The sequence below is a fragment of the Parabacteroides sp. PFB2-10 genome (genome assembly GCF_029893085.1).
In the GTDB taxonomy this organism is placed as follows: Bacteria; Bacteroidota; Bacteroidia; order Bacteroidales; family Tannerellaceae; genus QVMG01.
The window spans coordinates 97,758-117,334 of the sequence record NZ_JARXWI010000005.1; the positions used below are offsets into that span (position 1 = coordinate 97,758).

Genomic DNA, 19,577 nt, shown 5'->3' on the forward strand with positions numbered 1-19,577 from the left:
TGTTTTCACTCTCTTTCTTTATGGATCAGGATCAATATTGATATCCTGGAAGCGGATCACCCAGTCGTTGATCATGACCTGCACCGCCAGCCAATTGCCCTCTTCGGGACGGACGGGGTCTTTCACCCGCTGTACAAAAATGAGAATATGATATTCATCTTCCCGGTCGAGGTATTCCTGAAAAGGCATATTCTCGAATTCCAGCAAACGCAGGGCATTCAGGTATTTCATCAGGGAGATATCCAATAGGGATTTCCCGTTTTTCTTGTCGGTGACCACTAAGCGGTTCGCGCGGCCATCGTTCAATAAACGCATGGTGTTTAGTTCGGCAATCATGCCTACCTCCGGATCATCCTGGGTGAAATAGGGCAGATAGGTGATAGCTCGCTCTTTGGGGTCTAACACCTGGTTGGCATTGTCGTACCAGCCACCCGACGAGAGGATACGAACATCCAGGTCGGAACTGGTGACGATCTCGTTGTCGTCCATACACTGCACCACCAAACGGAATTGGCGGGTGTCTTTTCGCAGCGAAAGGGTATGTATCTCTTCCCCACTCCAGGCAAACGACACATCCGTCAGGCTACCATGCCAGAGAGGCTCCAGAGCCGAACGACGATCGACCAATTGGCTTTCGTACTCTTTTACTTTCAGCTGGAAATCAGCCAGGGTGGAAACACCCGGCGTAAGCGTCGGAAAGTCGTAGGAATCGGCTTTGAGCCCCGCCCATGCCATCAAGTTATAACGCTTTCCGAACCATGCCTCGGGTATCTCAATGCGGTAATTCGCCGGAAACGGATTCTGCGCCTCCTTTACTTCGCGCACCAACAGCCCTGTTTCGGCATCGAACATAAAAATACTCAAAAAGGATACCTGAACAGGGAACTGATCGACAAACTCCATGTTGTAGTCGTACGTGATATTCAGATAATTAGTGCAAGGCGCAAGATCGTCTTCCACACAGGATGAAAGCAAAACCAGCGCTCCACACAACAGCAGAGACAAGTGCCGTAATCTTTTCATTTCAAAAATATTTTTACTCTAAAACTTTAGCGAAAAAGTTAATTCTATTCCAATATCTAATTAGCACACCAAAATAGCGCACATTAACAACGCCACTCGCACGATATCCATGCAAACAACTTTGTGTCAAAATATGATTTACATTATCCCCCCTATTCTATCTCGAATAAGGTACAAATGTAATAAACAAATTGAACATTTTCTGTTTTTATGCGTTGAAATTCATGTTTTCATCAAAAATCGCAACAAAGTAACTCAAGCATTCAGATACATAACAACGGATCGCATATATTGTTCACTCTAACCTGCGGAAAAAGAATGATTAATCATATGATAGTTTTCAAACAATCCCCATTTGCATTGCGCTGCTAAGCAAAATGCTTTTTTTTTGGGGGGGGAGAGAAATTTCAAAAATCACATAATTTGAATTTTTCGATTATATAAACATTTTTATGATTATGTGAACAAACGTTAATTTGTCCGTTTTCGGCAAAAACCCCAATTTACGATTTGTAATTTCAGCGGGACTTTGCGCGCAAAAAAGCGGGACTTTGAAGACAAACTCCCGGGAGAAACACTTTTTAACGTATGAGATTGTAAGCAAAATAGGCATTTTGCTTACAATCGATATTTTAACATTTCAGGAAAATAAACCTCTTCCCCTACCCCTCGTCACCTCCAATCTTCGGCAACGCGTAGGGAGTATTCTAACGGTGAGATCAGAATCAGAGACGAGCTGTCATATAATCAATAATATCCAGGCACAGCCGGGTGGTCTGCTCTTCTATGTCAAGTTCGGGATTGAGTTCAACCAAGTCCATGGATTTAATAAGATTCGTACTGAGGATAGTATCCACAAACGCATTGAACTCCTCCGGCGTTAATCCTTCCGCTACGCGGGTACCTGTGCCGGGGGCATACTGTGGGTCGATACTGTCGACATCGATACTGAAATGCACATTGCGTATCTTGCGTTCCCGAAGCTTATTGCGTATATCGTCCGCCACAAATCCGATCCCTTTCTCACGGATGAGCGTCATGGGATACACACTGAGCTTCTCGCGCCGGATCAGATCCAATTCCCCTTGGTCTAAGCTCCGGGTGCCTACCAGAAAGACATTTTCCGGATGCACCTTATTGCCGGGAGCGTAGATATTGACTAACTCCTCGCTGCCCATACCCATAAGCGCGCTCAGCGGCATCCCATGAATATTGCCACTGGGCGATGTTTCGCTCGTGTTAATATCGCCATGGGCATCGAGCCAGATAATACCGAAGTCATCAAAGCTTTTCCCTACACCCGAAGCGCTGCCCAGCCCCAACGAGTGGTCGCCGCCGACCACCAGCGGAAAGGCGCCTCCCCGCAGCGTGTCATAGACCAGTTCGGCCAGGTTATTATTTACCTCAATGATGGCATCTAAGTATTTCATGCTCTTACTACGGGCAAACTTATCCTCCTGGCTTACCGGAGGCACATAGAGGTTGCCCAGGTCGAACGCGCGATGCCCGTTTTTACGAATAATATCCATCAGTCCTCTTGCCCGGAGATGGTTAGGCGCTTTTTCTACACCTTCCCGGTCGCAACCGAGGTTGAGGGGCACACCAATTACATTGACTTTCATAGAAGGAGATTAAAATTGTGAAAATGTTTTTTTGATAATCGCTATTGCTTCCAATATCTCTTCCCGGGTGATCACTAAGGGTGGCGTGAATCGGATGATATGGTCATGCGTCGGTTTGGCAATCAGTCCGTTTTCCATCAACGCGAGGCAGACATCCCAGGCGGTTTTTCCCTCCTTGGGTTCCGTGACAATGGCATTCAACAGCCCCTTTCCTCTTACCAGGTGGATCATCGGGTGATCCATTTTCTCCATCTCTTCGCGGAAGAGGCGACCCATTTCATCGGCATTCTCCGAAAGCTGCTCCTCGCGAACCACCGCTAAAGCAGCTATACCCACACGCGCGGCAAGCGGATTTCCTCCATAGGTCGATCCATGTTCGCCCGGTTGGATTGTCAGCATCACCGCATCATCGGCCAATACGGCGGAGACAGGCGTCACGCCTCCCGACAACGCCTTTCCCAAAATGAGCACATCCGGACGCACACCTTCCCAATCGCAAGCCAACAAACGTCCCGTCCGGCCGATACCCGTCTGTATCTCATCAGCCATAAAGAGCACATCGTGCGCCTTACATAAGGCGTAACAGTCGCGCAGGTAACCCTCATCGGGCACCACCACGCCAGCCTCTCCCTGGATAGGTTCGAGTAAGAACCCGACCACATCGGGATCCTGTAACGCCTCTTTCAGCGCCTCCACATTATTATAGGGTATTTTCACAAAGCCCGGGGTATAGGGACCGAAGTCCTTGTAGGAGCTCGGGTCGGTACTCATCGAGATAATCGTTACCGTGCGTCCATGGAAATTCTCCCCGCAGACAACAATCTTCGCCTTCTCCGGAGCCACTCCCTTGCAGCGATATCCCCACCGGCGACAGAGTTTCAAGGCTGTTTCAACCGCCTCCGCACCGGTATTCATCGGCAACAGCTTATCATAGCCAAAGAAGCGGCAGGCGAATTCCATGAATTCCCCTAACACATCGCTGTAAAAGGCTCGGGAAACAAGCGTCAGTTTTTCGGCCTGCTCCTTCAATGCCTCAATAATCTTCGGGTGACAATGCCCCTGGCTCAGGGCGGAATAACCGGAAAGGAAGTCGAAATAGCGTTTTCCTTCGACATCCCAGACAAAAATACCTTTTCCTTGATTCAATACTACGGGCAGCGGATGATAATTATGCGCCCCAAACTGCTCTTCGCGGGTGATGTAATCTTTCGGTTTCATACAATAGGCATTTAGTTTTTAGCATATTGTCAGCACAAACAGCTAACAATACAGCAAATCTACAAAACCTATTGACACTTTGCTAATTTGGGATATATGTTAAGAAACAGAAGTTAGTGGTTAGTGATTAGTGGTTAGTGCGGTATACATATTAAACACTAAACACTAACCACTAATCACTATTTATTACTCTTGTACAGAGAGATGATTGCTCAGCGGATTGCTGTACATCTCCAGTATCTTTGTTTTTAGGAAGTTTTCGTCTTTATCGGGTATAACGATCTTATCGATCTGCCCTTGCAGGTAAGCCTGGAATTGCTTTTTGTCTTTCAATCCGTACATTTCACTGAAACGTTTTGTTCCGTTCAGCATATCGTAAGCCACGTAATTGCACGGATAGAAGCGGTAATGTTTATAGATTTCCCGGTCGATAATACCGGCCACCGTCGCATATAATTCCGTCTTTTCCATCTCCGGATCAAGCTTTTCCAACGCCTGGTTGATGGGAGTACAAATGGTAAAATGCACCCGTCCCTTATTGTTCAATATGCCAGTCTCCATAGCCAACAGGTCGTCGCGTTTGCTTTTTACAAACTCCGGATTATCGCGTTTCTGCTGAAACTCCTGCGCTTTGAGGAAATCACAGGGATCGAATTCGTAAGAAATAGCTACCGGCACGATATTCAGGCTCATCAGATTAGCCAGGATATCCTTCGTCTCGCCTCCCATATTGAGCATCTTCAGGATACTCGCCTGCGTCTTATCGTTGGAGTCTTTCGACCGCCCTTCGCGCTGCGCGATCCAGATAGACTCTTTGGTCTCTTTGATGGTATGATGAATATACTGGGAAAGCAGAATGCTTGCCTCCAATTGCTGGCGACCCGATACGCCGCGCTTTACGATAAAGGCATTATTCAAACGAACAACCGTATCAATCCAGGGCTTGATCAACAGGTTGTCGCCAATGGCAACCTGCGTAAGCCCGTAGCCTACTTCGTAGAGCATCACATTCAGAAATGCCGCATCCAATACGATATCGCGGTGATTGGAGATAAATGTACAGGCAGGTTTCCCCTCCGGCAAACGACTTCTTCCTGAGATCGTAAGCGAAAAGGTTGTCTTTTTGGCAATAGTCATTACCGCATTGTACGCAAGAACGGTCTTAAACTCCTCTTTCGTACGGCAGGAACGCATCGTCTTCACCAATTCTTCCTTATTTAGCTCTGGCTCGATGTAACGTAAGGCGTCTATCAGGTCTTCATTGTTGACCAACGACTCGATGGCTTCTTTCACCTCGCTGTCGATAACAGGTCGAATATCATCGAATTTATGAATATCTACTTCTTTTTTATCCATGATATTATCACTTATTGAATTCGTTTTCTATTATTTCCGTTAACACATTTTGTATATCCAGTCCCGCTGCTTTCACCTGCTGAGGGATAAAACTGGTCAGCGTCATACCGGGAGTCGTATTGACTTCCAATACCACCGGTTCCCCTTCCCGGGGAATGATATAATCAATACGTATCAGCCCTTTGGCACCCAACAGATCATAGATTTTCAATGTCTGCTGTTGTATCTTACGTGTCAGCTCCTGCGAGATGCGAGCCGGTGTTATTTCATCCACCTGCCCATTATATTTAGCATCGAAATCGAAAAATTCATTATCGGTCACCACCTCCGTCAGGGGGAAAACAACCTCTTTCCCTTTTATCTTATAACAACCGCAGGTCACCTCCGTTCCCTCCACATAGCTTTCCAGAATCACCTCGTTGCCTTCCGCAAAAGCCTTTTGGATAGCTGGTTGGATCTCCCCTTCGGTTTTTACCTTCGTCACACCGAAGCTACTGCCTCCGTCATTCGGTTTCACAAACAACGGCAAGCCAAGTTCCGACAATACCTCCTCGTTCGAGATCGCCTCGCCTTTCATCAAACGGATAGCGGGCGCGATCTGTACGCCGAAGCTGTATAGGTATTTGTTGCACATGTATTTATTGAATGTCAATGCGCTCGCCAACACGCCGCAACAGGAGTAGGGAATACGCATCATCTCCAGATACCCCTGCAACAAACCATTCTCACCGGGAGTCCCATGAATCGTGATGTAAGCAAAGTCAATGTGTACGGTAGCCCCGCCCTCTTCAAAACAGAAACCGTTCCGGTCGAGCGTCGCCATCTCGCCATTGGCCAGCTTCACCTGCCACCCCTCCTTCGTTATGATGGCAATATATACATTATATTTTTCTTTATCAAGGAAAGAGTAAATCCCATCGGCGCTTTTCAGCGAAACAACTATTTCCGATGAATCTCCCCCCGCTATGATCGCTATATTCTTTTTCATCACTTTGTTTTCTCGTTATTCAAAATCTTCCACTTCTTTTGCCTGGGCATATCGCCGCCATTTGTCGATCAATTGCTGCATATCCTCTGCCAGGGGCGAATCGAAAAACATCTCTTCGCCGGTCACCGGATGCAGGAATCCCAATGTCTTCGCATGCAAGGCTTGCCGGGGACAGGTCGCAAAACAATTTTGTACAAACTGACGGTATTTATTGAAAGTGGTTCCTTTCAGTATCTCATGCCCTCCATAACGTTCATCGTTAAAGAGCGTATGTCCGATGTGTTTCATATGCACGCGGATCTGATGCGTACGTCCTGTTTCCAGACGACATTCCACCAGCGTGGTATAGCCCAGACGTTCCACCACCCGGTAGTGCGTTACGGCGGTTTTTCCATGATCGCCTTCCGGGAATACGGTCATCTGCATCCGATCGCGCGGATCGCGTCCGATATTTCCTTCGATGCGCCCTTCCTCTTCCCGTATGTTTCCCCACGCCAACGCCAGGTATTTCCGTTGAGTCGTTTTGTTGAAGAACTGAAGGCTCAGGTGGGTCTTCGCTTCCGGTCGTTTGGCAATGAGCAAAAGTCCGGAGGTGTCCTTGTCGATACGATGCACCAGCCCTACACTCGGATCGGCGGGGTTATACAATGGATCGTCTTTCAGGTACCACGCCAGCGCATTCACCAGCGTGCCGGTGTAGTTTCCATGTCCCGGATGCACCACAAGCCCTGCCGGTTTATTAACCACCATCAGGACTTCATCTTCGTAAACAATATCGAGAGGTATATTTTCAGGAATAATCTCCAGTTCCCGACGGGGACGATCCAAGACGAGCGTGACCACATCGAGCGGTTTCACGCGGTAGTTGCTCTTCACCGGCTTTCCATTTACATGGATGCATCCGGCATCGGCTGCCAATTGGATACGATTGCGGGTAGCTCCCATCATACGATCAACCAAAAACTTATCAACACGCAACAACGCTTGTCCCCTGTCCGCGGTGAAGCGGAAGTGTTCAAACATCTCAGGCGTTTCAAGTTCTTCTTCCGGTAGGAACAAATCTTCCGGTTCGTCTTCTATATCATATAGATTATAGTCGTCCATAGGCTAAAACCAACTTTCAACATCACTATCGACAGGGACAACAGCCGGTTCTCGCTGGTCGACAGCCAAAGAGTCGGGCTTCATTTCACCACTACTTACCTTCAATACAAGCGGAGTCGTCAAGGGCAACTTCTCTCCTGCCCGTAACACCCGGCCACGCGATTCCACACCCAAGGCCAAATCTTTATATCGGCCGGGCACATATTCCGTTTCAATCGAATTAAACCCACGGGATTTCAACAAGGCATACGCCTGGCGGAAAGAAAGGTCTTCCACCTCCGGTATATCAGCCATCTGGGCTGTCGTCGCATTGATCGTTATAAAAAGAATACGACCCTCCTTCACCTTCGATCCGGTAGCCGGCTTTATCTCCACGATAGCACCGGGAGATACATCCTTTGAAAAAACAGAGTCGATCACATTGTAGCGCAAGCCACTGTTGTGAATAAAGATAGCGGCCTCATCCATCGAAAGCCCTTTCACATCGGGCACAATAACCGCCTTGTTATGCTGTGTATAAACATCAAGCCATTTGAGAACCCCGTAGAGGATAAGACCGGAGACAACGATCATCCCCAAGATATTCTTCACATACGGATTCTTTAGTATTTTTATCAGAAAGCCCTTCATGTCGTCCGGTATTAGCCAGTTTAATTACATATAGACTTCAAAAGTAGGAAAAAAGCCGCATAAACAAAGAAAGTAAAGGCTTTTTAGCAAAACCTTTACTTTCTTTATATACGTTTAAATCGAACCGATTATCCGTTGTATTCGTCAGATACAGTCAATTTAGCTCTTCCTTTTGCACGACGGGAAGCCAATACACGGCGTCCATTTGCTGTTGCCATTCTTGAACGGAAGCCGTGCTTGTTTTTTCTTTTCCGGTTCGAAGGCTGAAATGTTCTTTTCATTTTCCTATATGATTTATTATTATATTCTTAACTGATTTGGGGTGCAAAGATAAATGCTTTTTTTGAATTTACAAACGACTGGGGCAGGATTATTTTGATTTTTACCTTATTGTACGCCTGAGGCGGAAGCGGTGGCAGCAGGAATGGTTCTTTGCGGCTCGGATATAGTTACTTCTCCCGAAAAGACAACCAGTCTCAGCATTTGTACCTCTTTCTTCTCCATCAATGGCTGACCCAATGCCATCATGACCTTATACTGCCTCCTCCAGTCTTTATGCCTAACATCATTAATGATCACTATATCAGTAAAACGGGCACTCGGGGTTTTGGGATACTCCTGCGCCACCTCTTCCCAAATAATATCATCCATATTTCCATCCTGAGGCTTTTCTCCAAACCGCACCTGGTACAGGTATAGACTATCGCCTCCGATAAATTCAGCAGACTCAACACAAAAATAGAAATCTTCCACACCCGACACTTTTTTTGCTACATTAAATTTTGTCCCCATCTTATATTCAACGGCAGAGACTATCGGCTTTATTTCCCACTTGACATTGTCGTCGACCAGGATCTTTTTGGTTAGACTTCCGTAATGTGTCACATTCGGTTCGGTTTTATTAGCCATATTCTCTTGCAATGCCTTTTCCTTATCACTCCCCTTCTCAAACACATAAATCAACGCACCGCAGAAAATAGCGGCAAGCAAGATAATCAATACCCCTTTCACATTAAATAAACCCAGGATAGAAGCCTCTCCTTCCGAGGCAATGACATCTTTCCGGAAAGAAGAACTGAAGACAAAGGCAGCAATAATAATAATTAATAATGCCCCAATTATAACCAATGCAATAATTTGATTCATACTGGTAAAGTTAAGTAGATTTATTTTTTCGTACAGCCTTGTTTTCGCTTAGTGCTTGAATAAGAACTTGTCAGAAACAAAAGTAGAAATAATATTCGACAAATCACTACTGTCCGACTAAATTCCAATCAAATATATGTATTCCAATTGAAAACACAAAAAAAGAAATTAACGCACATCATTTTGTCGGGAGTATTTGCTGGTCGAGCATGGTCGGCCAACTGGCTGAGCGTGGTCGACCAATTGGCTGAGCATGGTCGACCAATTGGCTCACCATGCTCGACCAGCAAATTACCTTGCGCGTTTTACGAAAAAGAATCCGCCTACCGGATGAACCGGGAGAAAACTGTATCTTTGCTTCGCATAAAAAACGATGTTCACATGGATCAGATCATTCACCAGCTTATTTCAAAAAACATACAGATACCTGTTCGCCAGATAGAGAAAACCATCCAGTTATTGCAGGAGGGAGCTACCATCCCTTTTATCAGCCGCTACCGCAAAGAGGTGACCGGCGGATTGGATGAGGTACAGATCGGACAAATCAAAGACAGCTTAGACAAACTAACCGAACTGCAAAAACGCAAAGAGGCGATCCTCAAATCGATGGAGGAACAGGAGAAACTGACACCGGAACTCCGCAAACGCATCGAAGACTCCTGGGACAGTACGGAGATTGAAGATATCTATCTTCCTTATAAACCCAAACGGGTGACCCGGGCGGAGATTGCCCGCAAGAAAGGGTTGGAGCCTTTGGCCAAGATCATTATGTTACAGAACGAACCGGATCCGGAGAACCGCGCCTACGCGTTTGTCCGGGGTGAGGTGAAAGACGCGGAAGAGGCGCTACAAGGTGCGCGGGATATTATCGCGGAATGGGTCAATGAAAACGAAGCAGCCCGTAACACGATCCGTAACACCTTCACCCACACGGCAGCCATCTCCTCCAAGGTGGTCAAAGGAAAAGAGGAGGAAGGCGCGAAATACCGCGACTACTTCGACTTTAGCGAACCGTTGAAACGCTGCACCTCGCATCGCCTGTTGGCGCTGCGCCGGGGCGAAGCGGAAGGGATCCTGCGGGTCGCTATCTCGCCGGATGCCGAGGAGGCATGCGAACGCCTGTATAAACGTTTTGTGAAAGGCAAAGGCGCCTCGTCTGATCAGGTAGAGAAGGCGGTCGATGATGCCTATAAAAGACTATTGAAACCCTCCATAGAAACCGAGTTTGCCAACCTCAGCAAAGCGAAGGCCGACGAAGAGGCGATCCGTGTGTTCGCGGAAAACCTGCGACAGTTATTGTTAGCCGCGCCGTTGGGACAGAAGCGGGTGCTCGGGATTGATCCGGGATATCGTACGGGATGTAAGGTGGTTTGCTTAGACGCGCAGGGCAATCTGTTGCACAACGAAACCATCTACCCCCATCCGCCCCAAAACGAAAAGAGCAAAGCGGCCTCGAAGATCTCCCATCTGGTGGAGACCTACGCCATCGAAGCCATGGCAATCGGCAACGGAACAGCCAGCCGCGAAACGGAACAGTTTATCACCGGCATCCGCTACGACCGGAAAGTGCAGGTGTTTGTAGTCAGCGAGAACGGAGCCTCCATCTATTCGGCATCGAAAACGGCTCGCGAGGAGTTCCCCGAATACGATGTAACGGTGAGAGGGGCGGTGAGTATCGGTCGCCGGTTGATGGATCCGCTGGCGGAACTGGTGAAGATCGATCCGAAAAGCATCGGCGTCGGACAATACCAGCACGATGTGGATCAGGCAGCGCTGAAGAAAAGCCTGGATCAGACGGTGGAGAGTTGTGTCAACCTGGTCGGCGTAAATGTGAATACAGCCAGCAAACATCTATTGACCTATATATCCGGCTTGGGGCCGACCTTGGCACAGAATATCGTAAACTACCGCACAGAACATGGTCCTTTCCGCACACGCAAAGAGATTCGCAACGTAGCCCGCATGGGTGAAAAGGCCTTTGAGCAATGCGCCGGCTTCCTACGCATTCAGGGAGGGGAGAATCCATTGGACAACTCCGCCGTGCATCCGGAGAGCTACGCGATCGTTGAAAAGATGGCTAAAGACCTGAGATGTACGGTTTCGGAACTGATCGCCAACAAAGAACTGAAGAAACAATTGAAGCTCGACAACTACATAACGGAGAAAACCGGTATGCCGACTCTGCAAGATATTATGGAAGAGTTAGACAAACCGGGGCGTGACCCCCGCCAGACAATCCAAGTGTTTGCCTTCGATCCGACGATCCGTACGATTGAAGACCTGCGGGAGGGGATGCGCCTGCCGGGCATCGTGACCAATATCACCAATTTCGGCTGCTTTGTGGATGTGGGCATCAAGGAAAACGGACTGGTGCATATCTCGGAACTGGCCGATCGCTTCGTGAGCGACCCGACCGAGGTGGTGTCGATCCATCAGCATGTCGAGGTAAGGGTGCTTAGTGTCGACCTGGGACGCAAGCGTGTGCAACTATCTATGAAGGGAATCTGAGGCGATGGCTAAAGAGAAGATACAAAAAACCAACGCGGCGCGCCTATTGGATAAGGCAAATATCCGCTACGAGCTTATCGCTTACGAGGTGGATGAAAACGACCTGAGCGCCGTGCATGTGGCCGCACAATTAGGCGAAAATGTTGATCAGGTATTCAAAACGCTGGTACTACATGGCGATAAATCGGGCTATTTTGTCTGCATCATTCCCGGAGCGGCCGAACTGGATCTGAAGAAAGCGGCCAAAGTGTCGGGCAATAAAAAATGCGATCTGATTCCGATGAAGGAACTACTTCCCCTGACCGGCTATATCCGGGGCGCCTGCTCGCCGATCGGTATGAAGAAGCATTTCCCGACCTATATCCACGAAACGGCAACTACTTACGGCCATATCTACGTCAGCGCCGGGCAACGGGGGCTGCAGATCATGATACAGCCCGGGGATTTAATAAAAGAAGCCCGGGCTACCATAGCCGGGCTTATTCTGTAATAGCAGATATTTAATGAGGATTATTCAAACATCCGGTCGATGCCGCCTGAATCGGGCAGGAAGACGGGCTGCTCGCCGGGTTCTCTTTGGGTATTACACGGATCCTGATACTGCTCAGGGATCTCGAATACCTCGTCCTGGCTGTATCCAAGTGTCTTGTCGGCATATACCTTCTGCATAAAGATTCCGTAAATCGGCAAGGCCATATTGGCTCCCTGTCCTTCGGTCATTCGGTCGAAGCGGATGGAGCGTTCCTCCCCTCCTACCCAGACACCACCGACCAGACTTGGGGTAAAGCCCATAAACCAACCGTCGGAGTGATTCTGCGTCGTACCTGTTTTCCCGCCCATATCGGCCTGAATGCCATAGCGGAAGCGAACACGGTTACCCGTACCGCCGGTGTTTATCACATTACGCAATAGATGAATCATCTTATAAGAGGCATCTTCGGTCAATACATCGCTCATCTTAGGCGTGAATTTGGCCACCGTATTCCCATAACTATCTTCAATACGCGTCACATAGAGCGGATCGACCCGCAATCCTTTGTTGGCAAAAACGGAATAACCGGTCACCATCTCGCCCACCGACACATCGGGAGTACCCAGACAAATGGAGACAACCGGATCCATCTCGTTCTGCAATCCGAACGAATGAAGCAGGCGTACAAAGGCATATGGCGATAAACGTTTCATCAGGTAGGCGCTTACCCAGTTCGATGATTTCTGCAATCCCCACTGAATCGACACCATCTCTCCGACATTCTCTTTGCTTGAATTCTTAGGCGTCCAGGGATTCCCATTCTCATCCTGCAAGGTTTGTTCGACATGCAGCATCTGCTCACAAGGGCTGATGCCCTCGAGCATAGCCAAGGAGTACAAATAGGGCTTAATGGTCGACCCGATCTGGCGGCGTCCTCCGTTTATCATATCATACTGGAAGTAGTTATAATCAATCCCTCCCACATAGGCTTTCACATGGCCGGTACCGGCTTCCATCGACATAAAGGCGGTACGCAGGAAGCTCTTATGGTAACGGATAGAATCGATCGGCGCCATAATCGTATCGACAGGGCCAGCCCAGCTATACACACGCATTTCTACAGGTTCTTCGAAGTTCTTCGCGATCTCTTTATCGCTCAATCCCGCTTTCTTCAGCACCCGGTAACGATCCGATTGCTTCATCGCGCGACTCATAATATTATTGATTTCCTCCTTCTTCAGGTCACTGGAGAAAGGTGCATACGAGCGCCCTTTCTTTTCTTTAAAAAAGGCATCCTGCAAATAGTCACCAATATGTTCTTTCACCGCCTCTTCAGCATATTGCTGCATGCGGGAGTCGATGGTTGAATAGATTTTCAAACCGTCTGTATAGATGTTGTAATTAGATCCATCGGCTTTTTTGTTCTTATTACACCAGCCATACATTGGATCTTCGACCCAAGCGATGGAGTCTTCTTTGAACTTCTGAGCCTGCCAGGCCATATAATTCTTACGATCCGGCTCCTTGGCCGTTAGCTTCAACCGCAGATACTCCCGGTAATAACGCGCCTGCCCCTCTTTATGATCCATCCGGCTAAAACGCAGGGTTAAAGGAAGCTCTTTGAGCGAATCACATTCAAAGCGGGTAAGATAATCGGCCTTACACATCTGCTCCAGTACCACATTGCGGCGCCCGCGGGTACGCTCGTTATAACGTTGTGGATTATAAAGAGAGGGATTCTTACACATCCCCACCAGAGTGGCCGCCTCCTCTGTCTTCAATTCATTGGGAGTCTTACCAAAATAGACGCGCGCGGCCGATTGAATACCTACGGCATTATAGTTGAAGTCGAACTGATTGAGGTAAAGGTTGATAATTTCCTCTTTCGTATAGAAACGCTCCAACTGGACGGCAATCACCCATTCGATCGGTTTCTGAAAAACACGCTCCAACACATTGCCGGCAGTCGGCGAATAGAGCTGCTTGGCAAGCTGTTGGGTGATGGTACTACCCCCACCTGCATTCTTTTGGAATAATAGACCGCGCTTCACGATCGCACGGAAAAGTCCGATGGCATCGATCCCGCTATGTTGCGCGAAACGGATATCTTCCGTCGCGATCAACGCTTTCACTAAGTCGGGAGAGAGGTCTTCGTAGTTGACATGAATGCGGTTGTCATCGCTAAGCGCATAACTACCCAACAGCTTTCCGTCTGCCGTAATGATTTGGGAGGCGTATTTATCAATCGGATTTTCTAACTGCTCCACCGGAGGCATATAGCCAATCGAGCCGTTGGCTATGGCGGAGAACAGGATTACTACAACGAAAACTGCGAGAAAAAACAACGCCCATGCAGAGCCTATTATGATCTTTGTTGTCTTGGATGCCATCTGTTTCTTGAATAATGAAGAAGCAAAGGTATGGGATTGTTTTTTATTTCTTCACTTGATTGATGGTTATTTTCAACCCTTTTTCAAGACTGTCGCCAATCAGGCCATCCAACATACCCGCGAAATCCGGATAGGCTTCCTGAATAACCTGTATGAGAATGCCCAGCATCTGGGGCGAGATAGTCGTTTCCAGTTTCATTGCTTTATCCGTGATAGAAACAACTTCTAACGTCAACGGGTATACATCGATCTTAAGCGTCAGTTTTTTATCGCCATAGGTATACGAGCCCACATGATCCGACGCTTCGCCATTAGCAGGCACCAGATGGATATTCAGTTTGCCATCTGCCGTATAGGTGAAGGTTGTTTGCTCCATGTTTATAAGGCTGGGAACCATCACACACAAAGCATTTAACGCATCATTGTCCGTTGGAAAACTTTCCACGATCCATGTTCCCTGGAGCAAAGCCTGCTCATTATTTTTATCGTCGTCGTTGTCGCACGCGCTAAAAAACACTACCATACACAAAGCAGCCAAAACTACTTTCCAATTCAATCTTTTCATACTCATCTTCTTTTTTTTAATTAATAATTAATCGTTGGCTTTATACATCTGTTCGTAATAACGCATGTATTCTCCGCCGGTAATATTCTCCACCCATGCCTGATGATCTAAGTACCAACGGATCGTTTTCACAATCCCCTCCCCGAAAGAGGTTTCGGGCGTCCAGCCCAGTTCACGGGTGATCTTCGCCGGATCGATGGCATAACGCTGGTCGTGCCCCAGGCGGTCTTTGACAAACGAGATCAGATCCTCATTGATCCAGTCGATCGCAATCTCTCCACCCGGCTCGAGATCCTTTCTTTTCAACACCTGACGGTAATGAGGCTCCACCAGCATAATCTTCCGTATGGTGGAGATAATCTCTTTGACTATTTCGATATTTTGCTTCTCATTATGTCCGCCTACATTATAGACCTCACCCTCCCGGCCGTGCCGGATCACCAGGTCGATCGCTTTACAATGGTCTTCTACATACAGCCAGTCGCGCACATTCGTGCCGTCGCCATACACCGGCAACTGCTTTCCTTCCAAAATATTTTTGATAATTAGCGGAATCAGCTTTTCCGGAAAATGGTAAGGCCCGTAATTATTCGAGCAACGGCTGATTGTCACAGGCATCTTATAGGTATCATGGTAGGCCTTCACAAAGAGGTCGGCACTTGTTTTCGAAGCGCTGTAAGGACTATGCGGATCCAATGGCGTCTCTTCCGTGAAATAACCTTCCGCCCCCAGACTGCCATAGACCTCATCGGTCGACACCTGATGAAAACGAACCCCTTCGCGCCAGGTCGGGTAGCCCCCGGCATCCTTTCCGGTCACCCAATAAGCCCGTGCCGTATCCAATAGGTTTTGCGTGCCCAGGATATTCGTTACGAGGAAAAGCTGCGGATCTTCAATGCTGCGATCCACATGGCTCTCAGCTGCGAAATTAACCACATAGTTGATCTCGTATTGCTCAAAAAGGCTATTGGTCAACGCCCGGTCGCCGATGTCCCCTTTCACAAAAAGGCAACGCTCACCGTCGACATCCTCGGCAATCGTCTCCAGGTTGCCTGCATACGTAAGCAGATCCAACACGATCAAACGAACATCGTCGTAAGTCGACAGCATATATTTCACGAAGTTCGCGCCGATAAAACCGGCCGCTCCGGTGACTAAGTACGTTTTCATACAATTCCTTTTTGATAAATCAATAGTTGATATTTAATTTTGCCTCATACAACAGGGGCAGTAAACGGTCTTTTTCCGAAAGAACAACCGCCTCTTCTTCAACCAGACCCCAATCGATACCAATCGCCGGATCCGAAAAAAGAATACCCCCTTCTTGATCTGGTCGGTAGGGATTATCCACTTTATACTGAAAAAGAGCCGTTTCGCTCAATACCTTAAAGCCATGGGCAAATCCCTGCGGAATAAAAAACTGCTTCTTATTATCGCCCGACAACAACACCGCCACATGTTTTCCAAACGTAGGAGAACCGACACGGATATCTACCGCCACGTCCAATACCTCGCCCTGTATCACGCGCACCAGTTTCGCCTGCGCATAGGGAGCCAATTGATAATGCAAGCCGCGCAATACCCCTTTCGTGGAATACGATTCATTTTCCTGGATAAAATCAACCCGTCCGATATGCGCCTCGAAGTCTTCTTTTTGAAAGCTTTCCATAAAGTAACCCCGCGCATCCGAAAACACCTTTGGTTCCAAAATCCACACGCCGGGTATATCCGTTTCTCTGTATTTCATATCAGTCTTGTCAATAGAAAAGCAAAGTAAAGTCTTTTTCCCGAAATGAGCAACAAATTATCATTTTGCTATTTCCGCCCGAGAATTTTTCCAAAAAGGCAGGACTTTGGAGACAAACTCCCGGGAGTAAACATTTGTTAACATTCGAAGTGTAAGCAACACACCCTCATTTTAACTAAAAAACACCCCTCCCTGCTTACACCCCCATTTTTGAAACCACCCACTTTTCAACCAATTTCACCCCACCCCACCCCTACTTTTTCCCTCCCCCGGAATAAAAAGCTCACGACCCCTTGCTCAAACAAAATAAATTCCTTTACTTTGCACTCGCAAAACCAAAAGGTTCCTTGGCCGAGTGGCTAGGCACCGGTCTGCAAAACCGTCTACGGCGGTTCGAATCCGCCAGGAACCTCAACTGAAAGTCGTCAAGATGCTGAAATAAAAGCTCTTGGCGATTTTTGTTTTGGGGTGATTTTGAAAAATGGTACTACATTGGTACTACGTTTATAAAAAATCCCCCGAACCTAAAAACGATCCGGGGGCATCCTGTCAAACTTCTATTAGTCCGCTCTTATTCTGCCAACCGACATCCAGTAAATACTCTAACGGGAGATCTATATCTGGAGTCCCTCCGAATTTTTTCTCGAATACTTTTACATCGGCATACGTTTTCAATTCATGCTCACCCAAGTAAGCTACAGCTTCAGACGCTCTCTTAGCGCTAAAGGTTAACTCCTCCAGCAATTCCGATATATATCCGGGTTTCGCATCCTCTGTAAAATATACATCCTCCGCAACTCTTTTGATAGGGTCTGAAATGAAGTACTCCAAATGCTTAATAATCTCAAGCCTTAACTTTTCGTTAAAATCCATATTATTGTTGTTTATTGCCCTCTTACCGCTTCGGGCATTGCTTCATTCAAAAAATAAAATTTATCATACTTCTGCAGCTTCACTTTTTCTGCATAGCTAAAAAGAATTTTTGTAAATATCGGATCATCTGCATTGGTGTTTTTAATTCTCCCCCGTCATACGTATCCGAGGTGTTTATAAGAGCATCCAGGGTCTCCTCCATCCCCTGCGCCCATTCCTCGGCATAGTATTGCTGGAATAGCTCCTGCAAGGGCTGAGGCAGTGTGCTGGTCTCTTTTCTCTCCTCCTCCTTCGGTTGCGCTGTATGAAGTCTGCCTAATTCAGTTCTCAGTATTTGTAACTCTCTTTGCATTCCTTCGACACGTACGGCCTGGGAATAGTGAGATCTGGCCACCTTGTAAAACTGCTCGATAATATCGTATAACACGTTGTAGGGGTTCGGATCGTCCAGGAGATTCAACTCAGGTGTATCACAATCACGGCCGTAGTTACCTTTTATCCATTCGCTGGCCGACACTCTCTTTTCAATGTTGAATTTTTGCAGATCTTCAAACGTGTACTCTCTTTTTTCAGTTTCCATATTATTGTTGTTTATGCCCTCTTACCGCTTCGGGCGTTGCGTTTATTATAAGAATGAAAATTTACCTCTTAGGTCACGGTGAAATGAAGGTGCCGGTATCCCCTTCTCACGGTTTTCTCTACGGATCCGATCGCCTAATGACTCGGGGCGTGCTTCGGGGTGTTCCCAGTAGTATTCCTCTAACAGAGATTTTTGAATCTCCTTCTCAACCCACCAAGCTCTTGACAGACATTCTCCGAAGTTCTTAGAATAATTTCCACGGTAGATCTTCCATGCTCTATTCATTACGTCCCGCTTGCTTATTTTTGATATTGTTGTCATGATTATATGCTATTATTTATTTACCTGATGCAAATATACGCCAACAGCGTATAATATCAAAACAAATAGATGCTATTAACATATATTATGCTCATTTTTATATGCTATTAACATATAAGGTCTATATTTGCATCAAATAAAACTCAAAAATCATGTACAGAATAAAAGAACTTGCAAAGGAGAAAGGGATGACCTTAACACAGTTAGCCGAGTTAGTAGAAACTACTCAGCCAAATTTGAGTGCCATAATAAACGAGAAATCTAACCCCACAATGGAGATGATAAAACGCATCGCCACGGCTTTAGGGGTCGGGGTGGCAGAACTATTCGAGCAAGCGGCACAGAACGTTATTAGCTGCCCGCATTGTGGCGGAAAAATCAAAATCGTAAAAGAGTAAGGCCTCAATAGAAAGTCGCTTAAATCGAACGAAAAACCTCTATGCGTAAACCGTTTTTTATCGGTCGGCATAGAGGTTTTGCTGTTGGGGGATATCAGACTTCTCCGCTTTATTGTATCGGTACCATGTATTGCATAGTACCCGTACGGTATTGTCGGGGAAATACCAGCGCCAATGCCGCTCCATTACGTCTTGCATCTCCCGGAGCAACTGCATAACTCGGCAGGGGTCGTTTATTCTGTATTTTTCGTAATGACATAATATTTAACACATTATTAACATTTTCAAAATTCAAAATTCGGCTGCGTGTGTAAACTCGGGGGTGTGGGGGTTTCAGCGACTTGATTCTCAGAAATTTACACCCATATCCCCCTCTTCGTTCTTCTCACCCGTCGTCTATCGCCTTAGGCTCTATGCTATCCGGGTGACTCTCCCGCCTTGCATCCATCCGAGCTCTGTACAATAGCATATTATACCTGTAGTCGAAGTGTTGTAGTAGCTGATCGGTCGGTAAAGACTTGGCCACCTCATCGTGTATAACATAGAATACCGTATCAGCAAAGACGTCCTCCATGCTCCGTCCGCAGTAGCTGCCGATCCTCGCACAGCCGTAGCAATACTTACGATGAAGGGCGA

At 47.2% G+C, this 19,577-nt stretch carries 21 protein-coding genes and 1 tRNA gene; 4 read left to right on the forward strand and 18 right to left on the reverse strand.

Annotated features, from left to right (window positions below; genetic code table 11):
* Positions 1-18 precede the first annotated feature (18 nt).
* The 9 genes from M2137_RS05980 to M2137_RS06020 all read right to left on the reverse strand — a co-directional run bounded on the left by M2137_RS05980 (position 19) and on the right by M2137_RS06020 (position 9,087).
* Entirely contained in the window at positions 19-1,023 is a 1,005-nt protein-coding gene (locus tag M2137_RS05980; protein WP_280765551.1) for a FimB/Mfa2 family fimbrial subunit, read from the reverse strand.
* A gap of 725 nt (positions 1,024-1,748) precedes the next feature.
* Complete coding sequence (rocF, locus tag M2137_RS05985) at positions 1,749-2,645, reverse strand: arginase (RefSeq protein WP_280765552.1); 897 nt, start codon at positions 2,643-2,645, stop codon at positions 1,749-1,751.
* Between the two features lie 9 nt (positions 2,646-2,654).
* On the reverse strand, positions 2,655-3,863 hold the full coding sequence (gene rocD / locus M2137_RS05990) for an ornithine--oxo-acid transaminase (RefSeq protein ID WP_280765553.1): 1,209 nt from the start codon (positions 3,861-3,863) through the stop codon (positions 2,655-2,657).
* Positions 3,864-4,049: 186 nt separating this feature from the next.
* On the reverse strand, positions 4,050-5,219 hold the full coding sequence (locus M2137_RS05995; protein ID WP_280765554.1) for a 1-acyl-sn-glycerol-3-phosphate acyltransferase: 1,170 nt from the start codon (positions 5,217-5,219) through the stop codon (positions 4,050-4,052).
* 7 nt (positions 5,220-5,226) lie between these two features.
* Positions 5,227-6,207, reverse strand: coding sequence for a D-alanine--D-alanine ligase (locus M2137_RS06000; RefSeq protein WP_280765555.1), 981 nt, complete (start codon positions 6,205-6,207; stop codon positions 5,227-5,229).
* 15 nt (positions 6,208-6,222) lie between these two features.
* Positions 6,223-7,311: an RluA family pseudouridine synthase gene (locus M2137_RS06005; RefSeq protein WP_280765556.1), complete on the reverse strand. Its 1,089-nt coding sequence runs from the start codon at positions 7,309-7,311 to the stop codon at positions 6,223-6,225.
* A 3-nt stretch (positions 7,312-7,314) separates the two neighbouring features.
* Positions 7,315-7,941, reverse strand: coding sequence for a PASTA domain-containing protein (locus M2137_RS06010; protein WP_348538028.1), 627 nt, complete (start codon positions 7,939-7,941; stop codon positions 7,315-7,317).
* A 128-nt stretch (positions 7,942-8,069) separates the two neighbouring features.
* Positions 8,070-8,222 (reverse strand): 50S ribosomal protein L34, encoded by a 153-nt coding sequence (rpmH, locus tag M2137_RS06015; RefSeq protein ID WP_005633099.1) that lies wholly within the window; start codon positions 8,220-8,222, stop codon positions 8,070-8,072.
* Between the two features lie 106 nt (positions 8,223-8,328).
* Positions 8,329-9,087 (reverse strand): hypothetical protein, encoded by a 759-nt coding sequence (locus M2137_RS06020; protein ID WP_280765558.1) that lies wholly within the window; start codon positions 9,085-9,087, stop codon positions 8,329-8,331.
* A gap of 381 nt (positions 9,088-9,468) precedes the next feature.
* Here M2137_RS06020 and M2137_RS06025 point away from each other — a divergent pair, with 381 nt between their 5' ends.
* A complete protein-coding gene (locus tag M2137_RS06025; protein WP_280765684.1) occupies positions 9,469-11,595 on the forward strand; it encodes a Tex family protein in 2,127 nt (708 codons plus the stop codon).
* Between the two features lie 4 nt (positions 11,596-11,599).
* A complete protein-coding gene (gene ybaK, locus M2137_RS06030) occupies positions 11,600-12,085 on the forward strand; it encodes a Cys-tRNA(Pro) deacylase (RefSeq protein ID WP_280765559.1) in 486 nt (161 codons plus the stop codon).
* A gap of 20 nt (positions 12,086-12,105) precedes the next feature.
* On the opposite strand, the gene M2137_RS06035 is transcribed toward ybaK, so the two are convergent.
* From M2137_RS06035 to rfbC, 4 genes are read right to left on the reverse strand one after another with little or no spacing between them, the layout of a single operon-like run.
* Complete coding sequence (locus tag M2137_RS06035; protein ID WP_280765560.1) at positions 12,106-14,457, reverse strand: transglycosylase domain-containing protein; 2,352 nt, start codon at positions 14,455-14,457, stop codon at positions 12,106-12,108.
* Between the two features lie 43 nt (positions 14,458-14,500).
* Entirely contained in the window at positions 14,501-15,022 is a 522-nt protein-coding gene (locus tag M2137_RS06040; RefSeq protein ID WP_280765561.1) for a hypothetical protein, read from the reverse strand.
* Between the two features lie 27 nt (positions 15,023-15,049).
* Entirely contained in the window at positions 15,050-16,192 is a 1,143-nt protein-coding gene (gene rfbB, locus M2137_RS06045) for a dTDP-glucose 4,6-dehydratase (protein WP_280765562.1), read from the reverse strand.
* 19 nt (positions 16,193-16,211) lie between these two features.
* On the reverse strand, positions 16,212-16,769 hold the full coding sequence (gene rfbC, locus M2137_RS06050) for a dTDP-4-dehydrorhamnose 3,5-epimerase (protein ID WP_280765563.1): 558 nt from the start codon (positions 16,767-16,769) through the stop codon (positions 16,212-16,214).
* Positions 16,770-17,110: 341 nt separating this feature from the next.
* On the opposite strand from rfbC, the gene M2137_RS06055 reads away from it, so the two are divergent.
* A tRNA-Cys gene (locus tag M2137_RS06055) sits at positions 17,111-17,181 on the forward strand.
* A gap of 137 nt (positions 17,182-17,318) precedes the next feature.
* On the opposite strand, the gene M2137_RS06060 is transcribed toward M2137_RS06055, so the two are convergent.
* From M2137_RS06060 to M2137_RS06070, 3 genes are all read right to left on the reverse strand, one after another.
* The gene (locus tag M2137_RS06060; RefSeq protein WP_280765564.1) at positions 17,319-17,642 is read right to left on the reverse strand and encodes a hypothetical protein; all 324 of its coding nucleotides are present in this window, start codon (positions 17,640-17,642) and stop codon (positions 17,319-17,321) included.
* A 79-nt stretch (positions 17,643-17,721) separates the two neighbouring features.
* Positions 17,722-18,222: a hypothetical protein gene (locus M2137_RS06065; RefSeq protein WP_280765565.1), complete on the reverse strand. Its 501-nt coding sequence runs from the start codon at positions 18,220-18,222 to the stop codon at positions 17,722-17,724.
* Between the two features lie 45 nt (positions 18,223-18,267).
* On the reverse strand, positions 18,268-18,507 hold the full coding sequence (locus tag M2137_RS06070; RefSeq protein WP_280765566.1) for a hypothetical protein: 240 nt from the start codon (positions 18,505-18,507) through the stop codon (positions 18,268-18,270).
* A gap of 188 nt (positions 18,508-18,695) precedes the next feature.
* On the opposite strand from M2137_RS06070, the gene M2137_RS06075 reads away from it, so the two are divergent.
* A complete protein-coding gene (locus M2137_RS06075) occupies positions 18,696-18,941 on the forward strand; it encodes a helix-turn-helix transcriptional regulator (RefSeq protein ID WP_280765567.1) in 246 nt (81 codons plus the stop codon).
* Positions 18,942-18,998: 57 nt separating this feature from the next.
* Here M2137_RS06075 and M2137_RS06080 read toward each other — a convergent pair whose 3' ends face one another.
* Together M2137_RS06080 and M2137_RS06085 are read right to left on the reverse strand one after the other, a co-directional pair.
* Positions 18,999-19,127, reverse strand: a complete 129-nt coding sequence (locus M2137_RS06080) for a hypothetical protein (protein WP_280765568.1) — start codon at positions 19,125-19,127, stop codon at positions 18,999-19,001.
* Between the two features lie 199 nt (positions 19,128-19,326).
* On the reverse strand, positions 19,327-19,515 hold the full coding sequence (locus tag M2137_RS06085) for a hypothetical protein (protein ID WP_280765569.1): 189 nt from the start codon (positions 19,513-19,515) through the stop codon (positions 19,327-19,329).
* Positions 19,516-19,577: the final 62 nt, after the last annotated feature.